Origin of the sequence: Ewingella sp. S1.OA.A_B6 (assembly GCF_049889095.1) — a bacterium.
In the GTDB taxonomy this organism is placed as follows: Bacteria; Pseudomonadota; Gammaproteobacteria; order Enterobacterales; family Enterobacteriaceae; genus Ewingella.
In genome coordinates, this window is record NZ_JBLJFK010000001.1 from 509113 (window position 1) to 529526 (window position 20414).

19 protein-coding genes and 1 pseudogene are annotated in these 20414 nt (G+C 50.9%); 19 read left to right on the plus strand and 1 reads right to left on the minus strand.

The window, feature by feature from the left end; genetic code table 11:
- Positions 1 to 10 precede the first annotated feature (10 nt).
- The 19 genes and pseudogenes from fabD to ACMV8I_RS02470 form a co-directional block, all read left to right on the plus strand.
- Positions 11 to 940, plus strand: coding sequence for an ACP S-malonyltransferase (gene fabD / locus ACMV8I_RS02380; protein ID WP_498863615.1), 930 nt, complete (start codon positions 11 to 13; stop codon positions 938 to 940).
- Between the two features lie 13 nt (positions 941 to 953).
- Positions 954 to 1688, plus strand: coding sequence for a 3-oxoacyl-ACP reductase FabG (gene fabG / locus ACMV8I_RS02385; RefSeq protein ID WP_498863616.1), 735 nt, complete (start codon positions 954 to 956; stop codon positions 1686 to 1688).
- A gap of 153 nt (positions 1689 to 1841) precedes the next feature.
- Positions 1842 to 2078 (plus strand): acyl carrier protein, encoded by a 237-nt coding sequence (gene acpP, locus ACMV8I_RS02390; protein WP_188472210.1) that lies wholly within the window; start codon positions 1842 to 1844, stop codon positions 2076 to 2078.
- Between the two features lie 100 nt (positions 2079 to 2178).
- Positions 2179 to 3420, plus strand: coding sequence for a beta-ketoacyl-ACP synthase II (gene fabF, locus ACMV8I_RS02395; RefSeq protein ID WP_498863617.1), 1242 nt, complete (start codon positions 2179 to 2181; stop codon positions 3418 to 3420).
- A gap of 159 nt (positions 3421 to 3579) precedes the next feature.
- Positions 3580 to 4380: an aminodeoxychorismate lyase gene (gene pabC / locus ACMV8I_RS02400; RefSeq protein WP_498864697.1), complete on the plus strand. Its 801-nt coding sequence runs from the start codon at positions 3580 to 3582 to the stop codon at positions 4378 to 4380.
- A 25-nt stretch (positions 4381 to 4405) separates the two neighbouring features.
- Positions 4406 to 5431 carry an endolytic transglycosylase MltG gene (mltG, locus tag ACMV8I_RS02405; protein ID WP_498863618.1) on the plus strand — a complete coding sequence of 342 codons (1026 nt, stop codon included), beginning with the start codon at positions 4406 to 4408 and terminating at the stop codon, positions 5429 to 5431.
- Complete coding sequence (gene tmk / locus ACMV8I_RS02410; RefSeq protein ID WP_498863619.1) at positions 5421 to 6074, plus strand: dTMP kinase; 654 nt, start codon at positions 5421 to 5423, stop codon at positions 6072 to 6074. Before mltG ends, tmk begins: the two co-directional genes overlap by 11 nt.
- Complete coding sequence (gene holB, locus ACMV8I_RS02415; RefSeq protein WP_498863620.1) at positions 6071 to 7048, plus strand: DNA polymerase III subunit delta'; 978 nt, start codon at positions 6071 to 6073, stop codon at positions 7046 to 7048. The genes tmk and holB overlap by 4 nt, the downstream gene beginning before the upstream one ends.
- Positions 7049 to 7129: 81 nt before the next feature.
- Complete coding sequence (locus ACMV8I_RS02420; RefSeq protein WP_498863621.1) at positions 7130 to 7930, plus strand: metal-dependent hydrolase; 801 nt, start codon at positions 7130 to 7132, stop codon at positions 7928 to 7930.
- A 338-nt stretch (positions 7931 to 8268) separates the two neighbouring features.
- Complete coding sequence (gene ptsG / locus ACMV8I_RS02425; protein ID WP_498863622.1) at positions 8269 to 9702, plus strand: PTS glucose transporter subunit IIBC; 1434 nt, start codon at positions 8269 to 8271, stop codon at positions 9700 to 9702.
- Positions 9703 to 9886: 184 nt separating this feature from the next.
- Positions 9887 to 10240: a purine nucleoside phosphoramidase gene (gene hinT / locus ACMV8I_RS02430; RefSeq protein ID WP_498863623.1), complete on the plus strand. Its 354-nt coding sequence runs from the start codon at positions 9887 to 9889 to the stop codon at positions 10238 to 10240.
- Positions 10241 to 10266: 26 nt separating this feature from the next.
- Positions 10267 to 10638: a YcfL family putative periplasmic lipoprotein gene (locus ACMV8I_RS02435; RefSeq protein ID WP_498863624.1), complete on the plus strand. Its 372-nt coding sequence runs from the start codon at positions 10267 to 10269 to the stop codon at positions 10636 to 10638.
- 21 nt (positions 10639 to 10659) lie between these two features.
- Positions 10660 to 11256, plus strand: coding sequence for a penicillin-binding protein activator LpoB (gene lpoB / locus ACMV8I_RS02440; protein ID WP_498863625.1), 597 nt, complete (start codon positions 10660 to 10662; stop codon positions 11254 to 11256).
- 7 nt (positions 11257 to 11263) lie between these two features.
- Positions 11264 to 12109: a phosphotransferase gene (locus ACMV8I_RS02445; protein WP_498864698.1), complete on the plus strand. Its 846-nt coding sequence runs from the start codon at positions 11264 to 11266 to the stop codon at positions 12107 to 12109.
- Between the two features lie 18 nt (positions 12110 to 12127).
- On the plus strand, positions 12128 to 13168 hold the full coding sequence (gene nagZ, locus ACMV8I_RS02450; protein ID WP_498863626.1) for a beta-N-acetylhexosaminidase: 1041 nt from the start codon (positions 12128 to 12130) through the stop codon (positions 13166 to 13168).
- A 60-nt stretch (positions 13169 to 13228) separates the two neighbouring features.
- Positions 13229 to 13771: an alpha/beta hydrolase YcfP gene (gene ycfP, locus ACMV8I_RS02455; protein WP_498863627.1), complete on the plus strand. Its 543-nt coding sequence runs from the start codon at positions 13229 to 13231 to the stop codon at positions 13769 to 13771.
- A gap of 333 nt (positions 13772 to 14104) precedes the next feature.
- Positions 14105 to 15412: an NAD(P)/FAD-dependent oxidoreductase gene (locus tag ACMV8I_RS02460; RefSeq protein WP_498864699.1), complete on the plus strand. Its 1308-nt coding sequence runs from the start codon at positions 14105 to 14107 to the stop codon at positions 15410 to 15412.
- A gap of 372 nt (positions 15413 to 15784) precedes the next feature.
- Complete coding sequence (locus ACMV8I_RS02465; protein WP_498863628.1) at positions 15785 to 16321, plus strand: glycine zipper 2TM domain-containing protein; 537 nt, start codon at positions 15785 to 15787, stop codon at positions 16319 to 16321.
- 225 nt (positions 16322 to 16546) lie between these two features.
- Positions 16547 to 16812, plus strand: a pseudogene (locus ACMV8I_RS02470) (integrase core domain-containing protein); the annotation flags it as partial.
- A 26-nt stretch (positions 16813 to 16838) separates the two neighbouring features.
- Here the strand turns inward: ACMV8I_RS02470 and mfd are convergent.
- A complete protein-coding gene (mfd, locus tag ACMV8I_RS02475; RefSeq protein WP_498864700.1) occupies positions 16839 to 20282 on the minus strand; it encodes a transcription-repair coupling factor in 3444 nt (1147 codons plus the stop codon).
- Positions 20283 to 20414 lie beyond the last annotated feature (132 nt).

Sequence of the window (20414 nt, forward strand, 5' to 3'; positions counted from 1 at the left end):
GATGATGAAAATGACAAAAATAGCAGTTGTTTTTCCTGGTCAGGGCTCACAGGCTCTGGGAATGCTGGCTGATTTGGCCGCAACCTACCCGATTGTAGAAGAAACCTTTGCGGAGGCTTCCTCTACTCTGGGTTATGATTTATGGCAGTTGGTGCAACAGGGACCTGCTGAAGAGTTGAATAAAACCTGGCAGACTCAGCCTGCTTTGCTGGCCGCTTCTGTGGCTATCTGGCGGGTGTGGCAAGATCAGAAAGGCGCTGAGCCAGTATTTATGGCAGGCCATAGCTTAGGTGAGTACTCTGCTTTGGTGTGTGCTGGTGTGCTGGATTTCAAACAGGCCATTTCGCTGGTTGAATTACGAGGCAAACTGATGCAAGAAGCCGTGCCTGAGGGTACTGGGGCGATGTCGGCGATTATCGGGCTCGATAACGACGCTATTGCTAAAGCGTGTGAAGAGTCTGCACAGGGTCAGGTTGTTTCTCCGGTGAACTTTAACTCCCCTGGCCAAGTGGTTATCGCAGGGAACAAAGAGGCCGTTGAACGCGCTGGTGCTGCTTGTAAAGCCGCCGGTGCTAAACGTGCGTTGCCTCTGCCTGTCAGCGTACCTTCTCACTGTGCTTTGATGAAACCTGCTGCTGACAAAATGGCTGTAGCACTCGAAAATGTCACTTTCAATGCGCCTCATTATCCGGTAGTAAATAACGTAGATGTGAAGGTGGAAACGTCCCCAGAAGCTATTCGCAGCGCGCTGGTTCGTCAACTCTACAACCCAGTCCGCTGGACTGAGTCAGTCGAATTTATGGCGGCACAGGGCATTGAGCATTTAGTTGAGGTTGGCCCGGGCAAAGTATTAACCGGCTTGACCAAACGTATTGTTGACACCCTGACCGCGGGCGCAGTGAACGACTCTGCCAGCCTGTCAGCGGCGCTTGGACAATAAAAAGAGGTAGATAATGAGTTTCGAAGGTAAAATTGCTCTGATCACTGGCGCAAGTCGTGGTATTGGCCGTGCGATTGCAGAAAAGTTAGCAGCCGGTGGTGCAACAGTGATTGGCACTGCGACCAGTGAGAAAGGCGCAGAAGCAATCAGCGAGTATTTGGGCGAAAACGGTAAAGGTATCGCTCTAAATGTGGTTGATTCTGCATCGATTGAACAGGTATTGGCTACGATTCGAGCTGAATTTGGCGAAATTGACATTTTAGTTAATAATGCCGGCATCACACGTGATAACCTTCTCATGCGTATGAAGGATGACGAGTGGCAGGATATCCTGGATACGAATTTGACTTCTGTGTTTCGGCTGTCAAAAGCAGTAATGCGGGCTATGATGAAAAAGCGGTTTGGCCGGATCATTACTATCGGTTCTGTTGTTGGAACTATGGGTAACGCAGGGCAGGCGAACTACGCGGCGGCTAAAGCTGGCTTGATTGGTTTTAGTAAGTCTTTGGCGCGTGAAATTGCTTCACGTGGCATTACTGTCAATGTCGTTGCTCCCGGCTTTATCGAGACGGACATGACAAGGGCGTTGACAGATGATCAACGCGCAGGCATTTTGTCATCAGTTCCAGCTAACCGGTTGGGTGATGCAAAAGAGATTGCCAGCGCAGTTGCTTTTTTAGCCTCTGACGAGGCCAGCTATATCACTGGCGAAACATTACATGTCAATGGCGGCATGTACATGATTTAAAAATCACGAAACTATTTGCGTTATTTGCGGTAGAAACCGCAAAATAGAGCAAATTCGTGGTTTGACCAGCCGGGATTTAGTTGCATCTTTTCCAACATTTTATACACTACGAAAACCATCGCGAAAGCGAGTTTTGATAGGAAATTTAAGAGTATGAGCACTATCGAAGAACGCGTTAAGAAGATCATTGTTGAGCAGCTGGGTGTTAAACAGGAAGAAGTAGTTAATGCTGCGTCTTTCGTAGACGACCTTGGCGCTGATTCTCTCGACACCGTTGAGCTGGTTATGGCTCTGGAAGAAGAGTTTGATACCGAGATCCCTGACGAAGAAGCTGAAAAAATCACTACTGTTCAGGCAGCTATTGATTTTATCAACGCTAGCCAGGCATAAGCTAATCTGCATTTTAGTTTAGATAATTAGGCGGTCACTTGACCGCCTAAGTTCTTTCTGTACCACCGTATCACTTTTCTCCCTCCCTGGAGTACACAACGTGTCTAAGCGTCGAGTTGTAGTGACTGGACTTGGCATGCTGTCTCCCGTCGGCAGTACTGTAGAGTCAACTTGGAATGCTCTTCTTGCCGGTCAGAGTGGCATCAGCCTAATCGATCATTTTGATACTAGCGCCTATGCAACGCGTTTTGCTGGCTTAGTAAAAGATTTTAACTGTGAAGAGTACATTGCGCGTAAAGATGCACGCAAGATGGATGCCTTCATTCAGTATGGTATTGCCGCCGGTATTCAGGCCATGCAAGACTCCGGGCTTGAAGTGACTGCTGAGAATGCGCCACGCATTGGTGCTGCGATTGGTTCCGGCATTGGTGGTCTTGGTTTGATCGAAGAAAACCATACCTCACTGGTTAACGGTGGACCACGCAAGATCAGCCCATTTTTCGTTCCTTCCACTATCGTCAACATGATTGCCGGTCATCTGAGCATTATGTTTGGTTTACGTGGTCCGAGCATTTCAATTGCCACAGCCTGTACTTCTGGTGTCCACAATATTGGTCATGCTGCGCGTATCATTGCTTATAATGATGCAGATGTGATGCTGGCGGGCGGGGCTGAAAAGGCCAGTACTCCTTTGGGTGTAGGTGGTTTTGGCGCCGCGCGCGCACTGTCCACACGCAATGATAACCCTCAGGCTGCAAGCCGTCCGTGGGACAAAGATCGTGATGGTTTTGTGCTGGGTGACGGGGCAGGCATCATGATTTTGGAAGAGTACGAGCACGCAAAAAAACGCGGTGCGAAAATTTACGCGGAAATCGTCGGATTCGGCATGAGCAGTGACGCCTATCATATGACGTCACCCCCAGAAGATGGCGCTGGCGCTGCTCTGGCGATGGAAAATGCTTTGCGCGATGCAGGGATCCCAGCGTCAAAAATTGGCTACATCAATGCACATGGCACTTCAACAGCGGCGGGTGACAAAGCGGAAACTCAGGCTGTCAAATCAGTATTTGGCATTGATGCAAAACGTGTTCTGGTCAGCTCCACTAAGTCCATGACAGGTCATCTGTTAGGTGCTGCCGGTGCGGTTGAGTCAATTTTCACTCTGCTGGCACTTCGCGATCAGGCTGTACCTCCGACCATCAATCTGGATAACCCGGATGAGGGTTGTGATCTGGATTTCGTCGCACACGAGGCTCGTCAGGTCACAAATATGGAATACACGCTGTGTAACTCATTCGGCTTTGGCGGCACCAATGGTTCACTGGTTTTCCGTAAAATCTAACGAGTAATAACGCGGCGTCTATCTCCTTGAAAGGCCCATTTTCGGGCCTTTTTGCTGTCTGATATTCCTATCAAAATACAGGAATGCTCTGCTTGATACAGAACATAAAATAGATCAGGCTCTATGCATATCAAACCATAAATCAGACACGGGAGAGTGATCATGTGGATTAACGGCACTCCGGTCAGCTTGCTGGCAGCCAGCAACCGTGCGGTACAATTTGGTGACGGTAGTTTTACCACTGCAAGGGTCATTGCCGGTGAAATTCAGTATTTAACCGCCCATATAGAAAGGTTAAAAACGGCTACTCAACGATTGATGATTGAAGGCGTTGACTGGTCTGCTCTTACCGCTGAAATGGGCCATGCTGCCAGCATGCGTGAGGACGGCGTCGTTAAAGCCATTATAAGCCGAGGCGAGGGAGGGCGTGGTTACAGCCCGCAAGGTTGTGGTTCACCTACCCGTATTGTTTCCTTCTCTGTTTATCCGGCGCACTACCATCAGTGGCGGCAGCAGGGTGTCAAGTTAGCGCTAAGCCCGGTGGCATTGAGTAAGAATGCGTTGTTCGCCGGTATCAAGCATCTTAACCGATTGGAGCAGGTGATGATCCGACTGCACCTTGACCAGACGGATGCCGATGAGGCACTGGTGGTTGATACCTCAGGGATGCTGGTAGAATGCTGTGCCGCGAATATTTTCTGGCGTGAAGGTTACCAGGTCTTTACCCCAGAACTTTCCGGCTCCGGCGTCGCGGGGATCATGCGCAGCCATATCATTTCTTTACTTGAGCAATCGGGAATTTATACAATTTCTATTGTCCAACAAACACCTGAAATTCTGCGTGAAGCGGATGAGGTTATTATTTGCAATGCTCTAATGCCCGTTCTGCCGGTTCGACAGGCAGATGACTGGCACTTTACGTCGTCGCAGTTGTACGATTTTTTACATCCGGTTTGCTGAAACCGCGCGTTAAAAGTGAATGTCTATGAAAAATAAAAAAATCAAAATTTTCGCCCTTATCCTGGTCCTGTTACTCGGTGCTGTTGCCTTCTCCTATCATAAAGTGCAACGTTTTGCCGACCGGCCTATTAACGTCAGCAGCGAAACTATCTTTACACTGCCTGCTGGTACAGGACGCGTGGTGTTGGAAACCCTGCTGGTCAAGCATGAATTGATGCAGGAAAACCCTTACTTTTCCTGGCTGTTGCGGATTGAGCCACAACTCAGTGAGTTTAAAGCCGGGACTTACCGTTTTGAGAAAGGAATGACTGTCCGACAGATGCTCGAGTTGCTTAAAAGCGGTAAAGAGGCACAGTTCAGTATTCGCTTTGTTGAAGGTTTTAAACTGAGCGACTGGATGAAATTATTACAAAATTCAGCATATGTGAAGCATGAACTGACCGGTAAAAGCGCAGAAGAAATCGCGAAGGCCATCGGCATCAACGACACCACTAATGCTGAAGGCTGGCTGTATCCGGATACCTATCTCTATACTGCCGGCATGACGGATTTATCCCTGCTCAAACGAGCGCACCAGCGCATGGTAAAAACCGTTGATACGATCTGGAAAGGTCGTGATGAGTCTCTGCCCTACAAAAATCCGACTGAAATGCTGACGATGGCGTCAATTGTTGAAAAAGAAACGGCGGTTAAAGAAGAGCGCCCTGAAGTGGCCTCTGTCTTTATCAACCGCCTGCGCATTGGTATGCGTTTGCAGACTGATCCAACCGTCATTTACGGTATGGGTGAAAGCTACAGCGGTAATATCACGCGTAAAGATTTGGAAACACCGACGCCTTATAACACTTACGTGATTTCTGGTTTACCGCCGTCACCGATCGCCATGCCGAGCGAAGCGTCAATTGAAGCCGCAGCGCATCCAGCCAAAACACCGTATCTTTACTTTGTGGCCGATGGCAAAGGCGGGCATACTTTTACTACTAACCTCGAAAATCACAATAAAGCGGTGCGTGTGTATCGTGAGGCATTAAAGAATAAGAATGAAAAGTAAGTTTATCGTTATTGAAGGTCTGGAAGGGGCCGGTAAAACCACCGCGCGCGACGTGGTGGTTGATACACTGCGTAGCCTTGGTATTGAGGATATTGTATTTACCCGCGAGCCGGGCGGTACTCCATTGGCCGAAAAACTGCGGGACTTATTCAAGCTCGGAGTGGACGATGATAAACCTACCGTCAAAGCCGAAGTGCTGATGCTCTACGCAGCTCGAGTCCAACTGATTGAAACGGTTATTCTGCCTGCGTTGGCACGCGGTGCCTGGGTGGTAGGAGATCGTCATGATCTTTCTTCACAGGCTTATCAGGGCGGTGGACGCGGTATCGACGCCGAACTGATGCGTTCCTTGCGCGATACGGTACTCGGTGACTTCCGCCCGGACCTGACGCTTTATCTCGACTTGCCACCGGCACTTGGTCTGCAACGTGCCAGTGCCCGCGGTGAACTGGATCGCATCGAAAAAGAAGCGCTACCGTTCTTCGAACGCACGCGCGAGCGTTATCTTAGCCTGGTGGCCGAAGACAGCCGCATTAAAACCATAGATGCCTCCCAATCGCTGGAAAAGGTGAGCACGTTGATTCACCAGACTCTGTTGCAATGGTTTGAAGCGCAACAGCAGTTGGAAGGTGGTCAGCAATGACCTGGTATCCCTGGCTGAGCGGCCCCTATCGGCAGCTGGTTAGTCAATATCAGTCAGGCCGTGGACATCACGCAGTGTTGCTGCATGCTGCCAATGGTATGGGTGATGAGGCGCTGGTTTATGGTCTTAGCCGTTGGTTACTCTGTCAGCATCAGGATGGCGAAAAAAGTTGTGGTAAATGCCACAGTTGCCAGTTGATGATTGCAGGTAATCACCCAGACTGGCACGTTTTGTCGCCTGAAAAAGGGAAAAACTCCCTCGGTGTTGAGCCAGTTCGCCAACTGATTGAAACGCTTTACAACTATTCTCAACAAGGTGGCGCAAAAGTGGTGTGGCTGCCTCAGGCAGAATTGCTGACAGAAGCCGCGGCCAACGCTTTGTTGAAAACGCTGGAAGAGCCACCCGCGAAAACCTACTTTCTGATTGGATGTCGTGAAACGTCGGGGCTACTTGCGACATTGCGCAGCCGCTGTTTTTACTGGCGTCTGCCGATACCGGATGACGCTCCCGCCGCGCAATGGATTGGCCGCCAGCTTAGTGCTGCTCCTGTGGCAATTAAAACCGCATTGCGTCTCAGCAACGGAACTCCGCTGGCTGCGCTGGACCTGTTACAGCCTGAGCGCTGGAAACAGCGCACCGATCTGTGCCAGCAGTTGGCCACCAGTTGTCAGCAGCGCGATATGCTCTCTTTGCTGGCGCAACTGAACCATGATGATGTGGCCGATCGCCTACAATGGCTTTGTTCTTTATTGCTGGACGCCATCAAATGGCAGCAAAACGCCGCACATTTTATTATCAATCACGATCAACAGCTGTTAATCGCACAAGTTGCCGGGTTGCAGAGTAATGATTCCCTGCAAAAAAATGTTCAGGCCTGGATGCATTGCCGCCAGCAACTGCTAACAATCATTGGCGTGAACCGTGAATTGATACTGACTGAGCAACTGCTCGAATGGGATATTTCCCTGAGCTAGTTCCGCTTCGATTCTCCCCCAGCGGTATGCGAGTTTTACCTGCGTACTGGCCTGAAAAACCACCCTAACGAGTTAAATATTATGTTTTTAGTCGACTCCCATTGTCATCTCGACAGCCTGGATTTCAACGAGCTACACAGCGGCGTGGATGCGGTGGTGGAAAAAGCCCGTGAACGTGATGTGAAATTTATGCTGGCCGTCGCCACCACTTTGCCGGGTTACACCGCCATGACCCAGCTAATTGGCGACCGCCCTGATGTAGCGTTTTCCTGCGGTGTACACCCTTTAAATATTGAAGAGGGGTATGATTTCGAGGAACTGCGTCGTCTGGCCACGGATCTGAAAGTTGTTGCGATGGGCGAAACGGGTCTGGATTACTTCTATCAAAAAGAAGATCACCAGCTCAAGCTTCAGCAGGACTCCTTCCGTCATCACATTCACGTTGGCCGTGAGCTGAACAAGCCGGTGATTGTACATACGCGTGATGCGTGTCAGGACACGCTGGATATCCTGCGTGACGAGCAGGCAGGGGAATGCGGCGGTGTTTTACACTGTTTTACCGAGGATGTATCCACGGCAGAGTTTCTGCTTGATTTAGGTTTTTATATCTCGTTTTCGGGCATTGTCACTTTCCGCAATGCTGAACAATTGCGTGAGGTCGCGCGCTACGTGCCGCTGGATCGCCTGCTGATTGAGACGGACTCACCGTATCTGGCACCGGTTCCGCACCGTGGTAAAGAGAATCAACCGGCCTATGTACGTGATATTGCGGAATACATGGCAGTGCTGAAAGGGGTAAGCCTGGAACAGTTAGCTGAAGCGACTACCGCGAACTTCTCACGATTATTTCACCTCGATACTTTTCCCCAGATGTCCTCTTAAACCCAACGTATCTACAGGGTTTATTTTACAACTCGTAATTAATCGTCTTAACGGGTAATGTGCACACCCGTTTTGGCGGATAAATTGGGTGATTTAGCCAACACTTCTAACATAAATCACCTTTACGTACTGTTTGACGCCGATTTTTAAGAAAAACGTGACTGCCATCAAACATTAACAAACCGAATTATTTTACCCTTCGTAAAAATTCAAAAGGGGTGCTCAGACACCCTGAATGACAGGTTTTTATAACCTGGCAACGCGGCAGTTCGGTGATTTAATCAATCGGGCGCTGTGAGAAGTATCAAAAATATCATTACTCAGGAGCACACTCAATTATGTTTAAGAACGCGTTTGCAAACCTTCAAAAGGTCGGTAAATCGCTGATGTTGCCAGTATCCGTACTGCCAATCGCAGGTATCCTGCTTGGCGTCGGTTCTGCAAACTTCAGTTGGCTGCCAATGATTGTTTCCCACGTCATGGCAGAAGCAGGCGGTTCGGTCTTCGCCAATATGCCGTTGATTTTTGCTATCGGCGTGGCACTTGGCTTCACCAATAATGACGGTGTTTCTGCGCTGGCCGCCGTCGTTGCGTATGGCATCATGGTGAAAACCATGGCGGTGGTCGCACCACTGGTTCTGCACTTACCGGCAGAAGAGATTGCTACAAAGCACCTTGCTGATACGGGTGTGCTGGGTGGCATTATCGCCGGCTCCATTGCGGCTTATATGTTCAACCGCTTCTACCGCATTAAGCTGCCAGAATATCTGGGTTTCTTTGCTGGCAAACGTTTCGTACCGATCATCTCTGGTCTGGCGGCAATCGTTCTGGGTGTGGCGCTCTCCTTCATCTGGCCACCTATCGGCAGTGCAATCCAAACTTTCTCTCAATGGGCTGCCTATCAAAACCCGGTGGTTGCATTTGGTATCTACGGCGTGGTTGAGCGTGCGTTGGTACCTTTCGGTCTGCATCATATCTGGAACGTTCCATTCCAGATGCAAATCGGCGAATATGTGAACTCTGCGGGTCAAGTGTTCCACGGTGATATTCCACGTTATATGGCGGGTGACCCAACTGCAGGTAAACTGTCAGGCGGCTTCCTGTTCAAAATGTACGGTCTGCCTGCGGCAGCAGTAGCTATCTGGCACTCAGCGAAACCTGAAAACCGTGCCAAAGTCGGCGGGATCATGATCTCAGCTGCGTTGACTGCGTTCCTGACCGGTATCACTGAGCCAATCGAATTCTCCTTCATGTTCGTGGCGCCAATCCTGTATGTGATCCACGCTATCCTGGCCGGTCTGGCTTTCCCAATCTGTATTTTGTTGGGGATGCGCGACGGTACCAGTTTCTCACACGGTCTGATCGATTTCATCGTGTTGAGCGGTAACAGTAGCCGTATCTGGCTGTTCCCAATTGTTGGTATGGTTTACGCGGTGGTTTACTACAGCATCTTCCGTTTCCTGATTGCCAAACTGGACCTGAAAACACCGGGTCGTGAAGAGAATGCCAGCGAGCAAACGACTCAGGGCGGTTCAGAAATGTCTGCTTCTCTGGTGCAAGCGTTTGGTGGCAAAGAGAACATTACCAATCTTGATGCCTGCATCACCCGTCTGCGTGTTAGCGTGGCTGACATCTCTAAAGTGGATCAGGCTGGCCTGAAAAAACTGGGTGCAGCAGGTGTTGTGGTCGCAGGTTCTGGTGTTCAGGCAATCTTTGGTACCAAGTCTGACAACCTGAAAACGGATATGGACGAGTATATGCGTAACCACTGATCCTAAGATCAGCCGTTACCTGTCCCAAAAAAGGAGGCTTCGGCCTCCTTTTTATATGCCTGCCATTTAGGGGATGTCTGTTTCTGCGCCATTTGATTCCTAAAATGCGAAAGCAGGTTGAAAGGAATGGAAATTGTCACTCATACTGCGTACACCGCTTTAGACCTATAAAAGGAGTGCCAAGATGGCCGAAGAGACTATTTTCAGCAAAATTATCCGCCGGGAGATCCCCGCTGACGTGGTTTACCAGGATGAACTGGTAACGGCTTTCCGCGATATTTCCCCTCAGGCGCCGAGCCACATTTTGATCATTCCTAATATTCTTATTCCAACCATGAACGATGTGACCCAAGAGCATGAAGCGACGTTGGGACGTATGATGACTGTTGCTGCTAAGATCGCTGAACAGGAAGGCATTGCTGAAAGCGGCTATCGACTGATCGTGAATTGCAATCGCGACGGTGGGCAGGAGGTTTATCACATCCATATGCATCTGGTTGGTGGCCGCGCGTTAGGCCCACTGCTTTCGCGTCAGTAAGACTTTCTCGTCTAAAAGGAAATACCATGCGATTTTTGCTGGCATTGTTACCAATTATATTATTGATGGGCTGTAGCAGCAGTACGCCACGTATTGCGCTGAACAGCCAGCAAACAGTCATCATGGAATCACCGGTGCTGACGGCGGGCATTATCCCCAGCGCGCCGTCAATTTCAGAAGTGGAAGGCCGTAAGCAGGCTACCAGCGTGTTGAGCAACAACCAGCCGCACGCAGTCACTCTACATTATCGTTTTTTCTGGTATGACCAACAGGGGCTAGATTTACTGCCGATTGCTGAAGCGCGGACTATCACCGTTCCGGCCAATACGGATATCAACATATCTTCCCTGAATGGCAATCTTGATGCGTACAGTGTGCGTGTTTACCTTTATCTCTAATTTTATGTACGGAGAAGGTTGATGAAAAAGTATTTACTCATGGTGGCGATGGCTGCCCTGATCCTTGGCGGTTGTACCTTGTCAACCAAAGAGCAACCTGCAGAGCCGCAGCAACCTACTGCGCCCGTGACGGTTGAGCCTGGGACTCCTGAAACCTCCGGGCAACCGCCGGTGGTTGAAACGGTTCCTCAGCCGCCGAAAGTACAAACTATCGACTGGAGCGCCAGCGTTCAGCCCATGGTGGCGAAAATGCTGCAGGCTGATGGCGTGCAGGCGGGCAGCGTGCTGCTGCTCGACAGCGTGAAAAATAGTACCAACGGTTCGCTGCCGGTGAGCAAAGCCACTGCGGCCCTGCATGATGCGCTGGCAACCAACAATAAGTTTCAGGTTGTACCTGACTCCCAACTGGCCACCGCCAAGCAGGCTCTGGGCTTATCTGTGGATGACAGCCTGGGTTCGCGGACTAAAGCCATCGGGCTTGCGCGCTACGTCAACGCACAGTACGTGCTTTACAGCACCGTTACCGGTGACGTGAAATCGCCAACGCTCAAGATGCAAATGATGACCGTGCCGAGCGGTGAAATTGTCTGGTCCGGCAACGGTGCCGTTCAACATTAAGGGCGCACTGGAGCAACTTATTGCACAAAAATTCCCGGCGGCCTTTTCCGCCGGTTTTTGTTTAAGTCAGGTCGCCGGGCTTAGCGGTGAAAGCTGGAAAATTGAAACCCGTGAGCGCAACTGGCTTGCGCGGATCCAGTCTCCGGCGAGAACGGCGCTGGGCGTTGAGCGGCAGCGTGAAAAAGAGATTTTACAACGCGTCGCTCATCTAAATATTGCACCGAGGGTCAAGCTGTATTCGCCGCCCTGGTTGGTGGTTGAATGGCTGGAGGGGCACAGCTGTGAAGGGCATCCGGTTGAAATAGTACCGTTGGCTGAACTGCTGGCACGGCTTCATCAGGTTCCCCCCCATGGTTATTTATTACAGTTAAAACAGCAGTTTTCGCTGCACTGGCAGCAGATTGACCGCAGGCGGTTATCTCCCCGCTGGCTGCGGTTGCAACACCGTTTCATGCGACAGTCCTTGCCGGTGCCGCTGAAAATGGCAGTGATCCATATGGATGTTCATCCTGGTAATCTGATCACCAGTGAACAGGGGTTACAGCTGATTGACTGGGAATACGCCGCTGGTGGCGATATTGCTCTTGAGCTGGCCACTCTGTTCCGGGGGAATAACTGGCTCGCTGAGCAACAACAGCGCTTCCTCGCTGGCTATTGCGCCGCAGGTGGCTACCGGGATGTGTCCGTGTTACAGCGTCAGATTCACCGTTGGCTGCCGTGGGTAGATTACATGATGCTGATGTGGTTCGAAGTCCGCTGGCATCAAACCGGGGATAAAACGTATTCAGACTGGGCGCAACCCTTGCGTGAGCGACTTTTCGCCACTGTGCGCACCAGCAATAAAATAAAATGAATTAAGGAGAGCACTGACGTGGGTCCAGTAATGCTAGACGTTGCCAGCTATGAGCTGGATGCCGAAGAGCGCGAGATTTTGCAACATCCGCTGGTGGGCGGCCTTATTTTGTTTACCCGTAACTACCATGATGTCGATCAGTTGCACGAGCTCATTCGTCAGATCCGCGCAGCGTCACATGAGCGTCTGGTTTTGGCCGTCGACCAGGAAGGGGGGCGCGTACAGCGATTACGTGAAGGCTTTACCTGTATTCCCGCTGCTCAGTCTTTTGCTGCGATTAATGCACGGCATGAGGGTTTTCGTCTGGCTAAGGAAGCCGGTTGGCTAATGGCGTCAGAGATGATCGCCATGGATATTGACATCAGCTTCGCGCCGGTCCTCGACATCGGCCATATCAGCGCTGCTATTGGTGAACGATCTTTTCATGCTGAACCGGAAAAAGCCCTTGGCATGGCTGAGCAGTTCATTCTCGGCATGCATGACGCGGGTATGAAAACCACCGGGAAACACTTCCCTGGTCACGGTGCCGTGACTGCTGACTCGCATAAAGAGACCCCGCGTGACGAGCGTCCGCTGCCGATTATCCGCGAACATGACATGAATATCTTCCGTCAGCTGATTGACAAAAAACTGCTCGACGCGGTGATGCCTGCGCATGTTATCTATACTCAAGCAGACTCCCGTCCCGCGAGCGGTTCCTCTTATTGGCTGCAGAAAATCCTGCGTCAGGAGCTCGGCTTTAAAGGGGTGATTTTCTCCGATGATTTATCGATGGAAGGTGCGGCGATCATGGGAAGCTATGCCGAACGCGGGCAGGCGTCGCTGGATGCCGGTTGCGATATGGTTTTAATCTGTAACCACCGCGCAGGGGCAGTCAGCGTGCTGGATAACCTGTCTCCGGTCAAAGCAGACAACGTTGCTGGGTTGTACCATCGGGGTAAATATACGGGTAAAGATGCGCGACGGGACTTGTTGAAATCCAGCCGCTGGCAGCTTGCCAACCGGGAGCTATCGGCACTGGATGCTCGCTGGCAGGAGCACAAAAACTCAGCACGCTAAATGGCAACCTATCGTCATTAACCTTGATGTTCTCAACGTACAATCAGGACCAGGAAAACGATGATTATTTATCTGCACGGCTTTGACTCAACCAGTCCCGGTAACCATGAAAAGGTGCTGCAGCTGCAATTTATTGATCCGGACGTCCGGTTTATCAGTTACAGCACGCTGCATCCGCGTCACGATATGCAGCATCTGCTCAAGGAAGTCGATAAAGCGATTCAACAATCCGGCGACGACAGAGTACTCATTTGCGGTGTCGGTCTGGGCGGTTTTTGGGCTGAGCGCATTGGTTATCTGTGCGGTATCCGTCAGGTGATGTTCAACCCTAACCTCGCCCCGCAGGATAACATGACCGGCAAAATCGACCGCCCTGAGGAGTATCTTGATATTGCCACCAAGTGCATCAGTGATTTCCGTGAAAGAAATCGCGATCGCTGTCTGGTGATGTTGTCGCGTGAAGACGGCGTGCTCGACAGCCAGAACACGGCAGATGCGCTGCATCATTTCTACCCGATAGTGTGGGATGAGAAGCAGAGCCACAAATTCAAAGATATCTCGACCCATCTGCAACGGATTAAAGCTTTTAAAAATCACGCCTGATCATTCTGGTATGAGGGCGATAAAACGGCCACAGGCAAAACGTCTGTGGTCGTTTTTTTTCGGCAATTTATATGTGCTGATTTCTCATCAGGATGAGTTTTTTTCATTTAACACCTAACCATCTGATTCGGAAAGCGCAAAAACCGTGCCAGTTCAGTAAGTGAATCTGACTGAATAGATTTAAATTGATGTGCATCAATTTTGGTATGACCAAATCACCACGCATGTTATTCTCGCATCAGATACCGATTTAACTTAAGCCAACCCTATGTATTCTAAGGATAATAAATTTCACCCTTAGATAACAATTGGTTCACATTTTAGGGGGTCATGTTGACTACAACCATGAAGAAAATTGTCATTATCGGCGGTGGTGCCGGTGGTCTGGAACTCGCTACCAGCCTGGGTCACAAACTGGGTCGCAAGAAACGCGCCGAAATTGTGTTAGTGGACCGCAACCACAGTCATTTGTGGAAACCGCTATTGCACGAAGTTGCCACTGGCAGTCTTGACGATGGTGTGGATGCGCTGAGCTATCTGGCGCATGCCCGCAACCACGGCTTTATCTTCCAGATAGGATCACTGGTCAACATTAACCGTGAGACGCAGACCATCCAGTTGGCAGAGATCCTTGATGAGAAAAACGGTGAAGTGCTGGTTCCCGCGCGTGATATCGCCTATGACCAGTTGGTGATGGCACTCGGCAGTGCGTCAAATGATTTTGGCACGCCGGGCGTGAAGGAGAACTGTATCTTCCTTGATAACCCGCATCAGGCACACCGTTTCCACAACGAGATGCTCAATCTTTTCCTGAAATTCTCCGCTAATCCGGATAAGCAAAAGAAAGTGAACATTGCGATTGTGGGCGGCGGCGCTACCGGTGTTGAGCTCTCTGCTGAATTGCATAATGCCGTAAAACAGTTGCATAGCTACGGTTTTGAAGGCCTCGACAGCCAGGCATTGAACGTGACGCTGATAGAAGCCGGTGAACGTATTCTTCCCGCTTTGCCTCCGCGTATCTCCGGTGCTGCACATCATGAGTTGACCAAGCTCGGTGTGCGTGTACTGACTAAGACTATGGTCACCAGTGCAGATAAGAATGGTCTGAGCACCAAAGATGGAGAGATCATTGAAGCTGACCTGATGGTGTGGGCTGCGGGGATAAAAGCACCTGATTTAATGAAGGATATTGCAGGACTGGAAACCAACCGCATCAATCAATTAGTGGTTGAACCGACGTTGCAAACCACTCGCGACCCGAACATTTTTGCCATTGGCGACTGTGCCTCCTGCCCACAGAAGAGCGGCGGTTTCGTGCCTCCACGTGCACAGTCAGCGCACCAAATGGCATCACGCTGTTTTGACAACATCATGGCGCAGCGTAAAGGGCAGAACCTGAAAGAGTATATTTATAAAGATCACGGCTCGCTGGTTTCCCTGTCGCGCTTCAGCACGGTAGGCAGCCTGATGGGGAATCTGATGAAAGGCTCGATGATGGTGGAAGGGCGCATTGCGCGCATTGCGTATGTCTCGCTATATCGCATGCACCAGATTGCGTTGCATGGCTATACCAAAACAGGGTTAATGATGTTGGTTGGTGGGATTAACAAGGTTATTCGCCCGCGCCTTAAACTGCATTAATTTCTTTTTCTTCATTACGCCATCGATTCTTATCAAAAGCCTGTATTAACAGGCTTTTGAACTTTCCGTTAATATACCCAAATTCAACCTAAGATTTCGTATAAATAACTTCGTTCGCTAAGAATCCTCCTAAAGCCCTAATATTACCGGTCAAATAAGCTTTTTTCGTCCATGAGTCTTATTGCGGGAATGTCAAATTGTGTGCAAACTTTAGCTTGTTTACAGACGGCGATTCACGCACGCCGATCCCTCAATATACGGCTATTCCGTTTGAGGACCTGTTGCCGACGCGATATCCTCATGTTCACACAGCAGGGGAACGCGGCATTAAAAGGCCACAGAATGCGTGGTAACATTTCAGGAGGATGTCCTGTGAACAAGTCAATGTTAGCGGGTGTCGGTATCGGAGTCGCTGCGGCGCTCGGCGTTGCAGCAGTAGCAAGTATCAATGTCTTTTCTTCAGGCCCAGAGTACGCTCAAGTACTCAGCGCGACGCCTATTAAAGAAACGATTAAAACGCCACGTCAGGAGTGCCGTAACGTGACGGTTACCCACAGACGTCCCGTACAAGATGAGCATCAGATAGCTGGTTCCGTTCTGGGTGCTGTTGCCGGTGGCGTACTCGGCCACCAATTTGGTGGTGGCCGAGGTCGTGATGTCGCCACTGTTGCAGGTGCATTGGGCGGTGGTTATGCCGGCAACCGTGTACAGAGCAGCATGCAGGAAGGCGATACCTACACCTCACAGCAACAGCGTTGCAGCACGGTGTATGAGAAGTCGGAAAAAAATCTGGGTTACGATGTGACCTACAAAATCGGTGACCAGCAGGGCAAAGTGCGTATGGATCATGATCCAGGCACCCAGATACCGTTGGATAAAAGCGGGCAGTTGCAACTTACACGCACCTGATACGCGTACAATTTGTACAAAAAGCCTGAGGCGCAATCCTCAGGCTTTTTTGTTTTCAATAATCCATCCTAAATAGCATTGACACATTTTTGATTTTTTTGGAGATTGTGACAATGACTGAGTTCAAACGCACTCAATGTGATCACATCCTGTCTTTTAAAATAGCTGTTGTCGAGCAAGTTGAAAAAGGCGAACTTACCTATAAACAAGCCCAGCAGCGTTAATCAATCAGTACATGAAAAATATGGAATAAGGTGCTCGATGACGGACGGATATGACGGTTACCAGAATGCGTCAGCAGAAAGGGTCAACGGCATCCTAAAGAACGAATTTATAGTTAATCGTCCGGCTAATATTAAGGATGCGCAAAAATGCTGAAGGAGTCGGTAAAGATATATAATAACGAGCAACCCCACCTATTGCTAAAATACAAAATGCCCGATGCGTTGCATCAGGCATTTTGGAGGCAAAAAACTGTCAACCTATGTTAGGACTAGTGATGCAAAAACGTCACCTGCTAAATCAGGTGTCCCGAGAAAGCAGCGAGTAGCTCGTCTACAAACTTAAGACGTTTCGGCCGGTCAGTCAGATCAATCATAAACTTCAGCTTGGTCGGCCCGTCGAGACGGTAAATCTGAGGTTGTTTCTGTAACAGGCCAATCAGATAGCCCGGATCCACACGATTTTTCTCACTGAATTCGACAAAACCACCGCGCTCATTGCCTTCGAGACGCTTGATGCCCAGCGCTTTGGCTTTCAGACGCAATACGGCAATGTGCAGCAGGTTTCGTGCGGCATCCGGCAAGGTGCCGAAGCGATCAATCAACTCTACGCGCAGTTCATCGAGTTCGTTTTCGCTGCCTGAACTGGCAATGCGTTTATACAGAGACAGGCGGGTATTGACGTCAGGAATATACTCCTCCGGCAACAGAGCTGGCATACGCATTTCCACTTCGGTCTGGCTGGTGGTCAAATCTTCCAGAGACGGTTCGCGTCCCTCTTTCAGCGCTTCTACCGCATTTTCCAGTAGTTCCATATACAGTGTGAAACCGATACTGGTCATCTGTCCGCTCTGGCCTTCGCCAAGCAGTTCGCCCGCACCGCGAATCTCAAGATCGTGCGTCGCCAGCGCAAACCCTGCACCTAAATCTTCCAGCGATGCGATGGCTTCCAGACGCTTAAGGGCATCTTTGGACATGGCTTTCGGCGGTGGTGTCAGCAGGTAAGCATAGGCCTGATGATGTGAGCGCCCCACGCGGCCACGCAACTGATGCAACTGTGCCAGACCGAGATGGTCGGCGCGTTCGATGACGATGGTGTTTGCGCTCGGAATGTCGATACCGGTTTCAATAATGGTGGTACATACCAGCACGTTAAAACGTTGGTGGTGGAAATCGTTCATGACGCGTTCCAGATCGCGTTCACGCATCTGGCCGTGGCCGATGGCAATGCGCGCTTCCGGGACCAGTTCGGCCAGTTTGTCTGCAGCCTTCTCGATGTTCTCTACGTCGTTGAACAGGTAATAGACCTGCCCACCGCGCAGTATTTCACGCAGAATGGCTTCACGGATCACCAGGCTGTCGTATTCACGCACGAAGGTTTTGACCGCCAGACGACGAGCCGGTGGCGTAGCAATAATCGATAAGTCACGCATGCCGCTCATCGCCATGTTCAGCGTGCGCGGAATGGGGGTGGCGGTTAGGGTCAGGATGTCCACATCGGCACGCATCGCTTTGATCCTTTCTTTATGGCGTACGCCGAAGCGGTGTTCTTCATCGACAATCAGCAGACCCAGATCCTTCCAGTGCAGATTACTCTGCAGAAGCTTATGGGTGCCGATGATGATATCCACCTTGCCGTCGATCGCCTGTTCCAGCACGACGTTTTGCTCTTTTGCACTGCGAAAACGCGACATCATCTCGATGCGTATCGGCCAACTGGCGAAACGGTCACGGAAGTTGTCGAAGTGCTGTTGTGCAAGCAGCGTGGTGGGCACCAGCACGGCGACCTGTTTATTGTTCGAGACGGCAAGAAACGCCGCACGCATTGCCACTTCAGTTTTACCAAAGCCCACGTCGCCACACACCAGACGGTCCATTGCCAGCGGCTGTGTCATGTCGGTCAGAACGGCGTTGATGGCCTGAGCCTGATCCGGTGTAGTTTCAAACGGGAATGCCTGACAGAACAATTGATATTGTTGTTTGTCATGTTTGAAGGCGAAACCCTTTTTGGCTTCGCGCTGGGCATAAATGTCCAGCAATTCTGCTGCCACGTCGCGGACCTTTTCGGCCGCTTTCTGCCGGGCTTTGGACCAGGCTTCACCGCCAAGCTTATGCAGCGGTGCGCTTTCATCGGCGCCTCCGGCATAACGGCTGATCAGATGCAGCGAAGAAACTGGCACATAAAGTTTGTCTTCACCGGCGTAGGTGAGGATCAGGTACTCCGCTTTGATGCCACCGGTTTCCAATGTCGTCAGGCCGAGATAGCGCCCGACGCCGTGCTCCATATGCACGACTGGCTGGCCGGTGCGCAGTTCTGCTAAATTGCGGATCAGCGTATCGGTATTGATGGTGCGGCGGCTGTCCTGGCGGCGACGCGCGACGCGTTCGCCAAGCAGATCGCTTTCACACACCAGCGCCAGTTGTTTATCGATGTCGAGAAAACCGCGCTCGCAGGCGCCGATCATAATGTAACGGCCTGCGCTCTGCGCTTGTTCAATGCGGGTGATCAGCGTCGGGTTTAGCTTAATGCGGCCCAGCAGGTCCTGTAGGGTTTCGCGGCGTCCCTCGCTTTCTACCGAGAACACCAGACTGCCCGCGAAGGATTCATTAAAGCGGCGCAGGTTGTCCATTGGCGCTTTGTTTTGTGGCTGAACTGAAAGGTCCGGCAACGCCTGGTAACTCAAGTTAGTATTGGCGGTTTTCTGTGGCAGTATGTCGGTTTTCAACTGAATACGCGGCCACTGTTTCAGCTCGCTAAACAGGGAATCTACCCGCAGCCAAAGGGTTTCAGGTTCCAGCAGTGGGCGCATCGGATCGACGCGGCGGTTTTCATAACGCTGGTTAGCGTCGAGCCAAAAACGGTCGGCGGCGCTTTCCAGATCGCCGGTATTGAGCAGCAGGGTATTTTTCGGCAAATAGCTGAACAGGGTGGTCAGCGGTTGGCTAAAGAACAGCGGCTGCCAGTATTCGATCCCCGCTGGAAAAGTCCCTTTGCTCACCTGCTGATAAATATGTTCAGCATCCCGACGTACTTCGAATTTTTCACGCCACTGGCTGCGAAACAGTTCTATGGCAGTCTTGTCGGTCGGGAACTCGTGCGCGGGCAGTAAGTTAATTTGGGCGACTTCACTTAGTGTGCGCTGGGTGTCAACGTCAAACACCCGTAAACTGTCGATCTCATCATCGAAAAAGTCGATGCGGTAAGGCTCATCGCTACCCATCGGGTAGAGGTCGAGCAGGGCACCACGGGTGGCAAACTCACCGTGCTCCATGACTTGATCAACGCTGCGATAACCGGCCTGTTCGAGCTGAGCACGCAGTTTATCGCGCGACAGCAATTGCCCTTTTTTCATTACCAGCGCGTGGCCGTGCAGGAACTCATGCGGACACACCCGCTGCATCAACGTGTTGACCGGCAAAATAATGATGCCGCGCTCCAGCATAGGTAATTGATAAAGGCTCGACAGGCGGGAGGAGATGATCTCCTGATGCGGTGAGAAACTGTCGTAAGGCAGCGTTTCCCAGTCAGCAATGTTGAGAACCTTCAGTTCGGTAAATTGCTGAATTTCATCGCGCAAACGCAGGGCGTTTTGCATGTCGGGCGCGATGAGCACGATCGGGCCTGCGTGGCGCTCGCTGATTTCGGCACACTCCAGTGCGCAGGCAGAACCGGTGAGCTGCCCCAGTACGCGGGTATCGCCGGGGCGTTCAGGCAAAGAATAACGATGATCTTGAGGCATAGGCTGTAATGTTATCTCGTTGTCGGCGTCCATCTGGACCTGATTGCAGAGCGTATCTTGCGATGAGGCCTAACCGGGGTCAACCCAGATCCCCTTATTATAAAAGATAAAAAGGATAATAAAGCCGGGGAG

What these genes read in the sequence shown, in the direction of transcription:
- fabD (WP_498863615.1), top strand. Translation starts at nt 11, where the DNA reads ATGACAAAAATAGCAGTTGTTTTTCCTGGTCAGGGCTCACAGGCTCTG.
- fabG (WP_498863616.1), top strand. Translation starts at nt 954, where the DNA reads ATGAGTTTCGAAGGTAAAATTGCTCTGATCACTGGCGCAAGTCGTGGT.
- acpP (WP_188472210.1), top strand. Translation starts at nt 1,842, where the DNA reads ATGAGCACTATCGAAGAACGCGTTAAGAAGATCATTGTTGAGCAGCTG.
- mltG (WP_498863618.1), top strand. Translation starts at nt 4,406, where the DNA reads ATGAAAAATAAAAAAATCAAAATTTTCGCCCTTATCCTGGTCCTGTTA.
- tmk (WP_498863619.1), top strand. Translation starts at nt 5,421, where the DNA reads ATGAAAAGTAAGTTTATCGTTATTGAAGGTCTGGAAGGGGCCGGTAAA.
- holB (WP_498863620.1), top strand. Translation starts at nt 6,071, where the DNA reads ATGACCTGGTATCCCTGGCTGAGCGGCCCCTATCGGCAGCTGGTTAGT.
- ACMV8I_RS02420 (WP_498863621.1), top strand. Translation starts at nt 7,130, where the DNA reads ATGTTTTTAGTCGACTCCCATTGTCATCTCGACAGCCTGGATTTCAAC.
- ptsG (WP_498863622.1), top strand. Translation starts at nt 8,269, where the DNA reads ATGTTTAAGAACGCGTTTGCAAACCTTCAAAAGGTCGGTAAATCGCTG.
- hinT (WP_498863623.1), top strand. Translation starts at nt 9,887, where the DNA reads ATGGCCGAAGAGACTATTTTCAGCAAAATTATCCGCCGGGAGATCCCC.
- ACMV8I_RS02435 (WP_498863624.1), top strand. Translation starts at nt 10,267, where the DNA reads ATGCGATTTTTGCTGGCATTGTTACCAATTATATTATTGATGGGCTGT.
- lpoB (WP_498863625.1), top strand. Translation starts at nt 10,660, where the DNA reads ATGAAAAAGTATTTACTCATGGTGGCGATGGCTGCCCTGATCCTTGGC.
- ycfP (WP_498863627.1), top strand. Translation starts at nt 13,229, where the DNA reads ATGATTATTTATCTGCACGGCTTTGACTCAACCAGTCCCGGTAACCAT.
- mfd (WP_498864700.1), bottom strand. Translation starts at nt 20,282, where the DNA reads ATGCCTCAAGATCATCGTTATTCTTTGCCTGAACGCCCCGGCGATACC.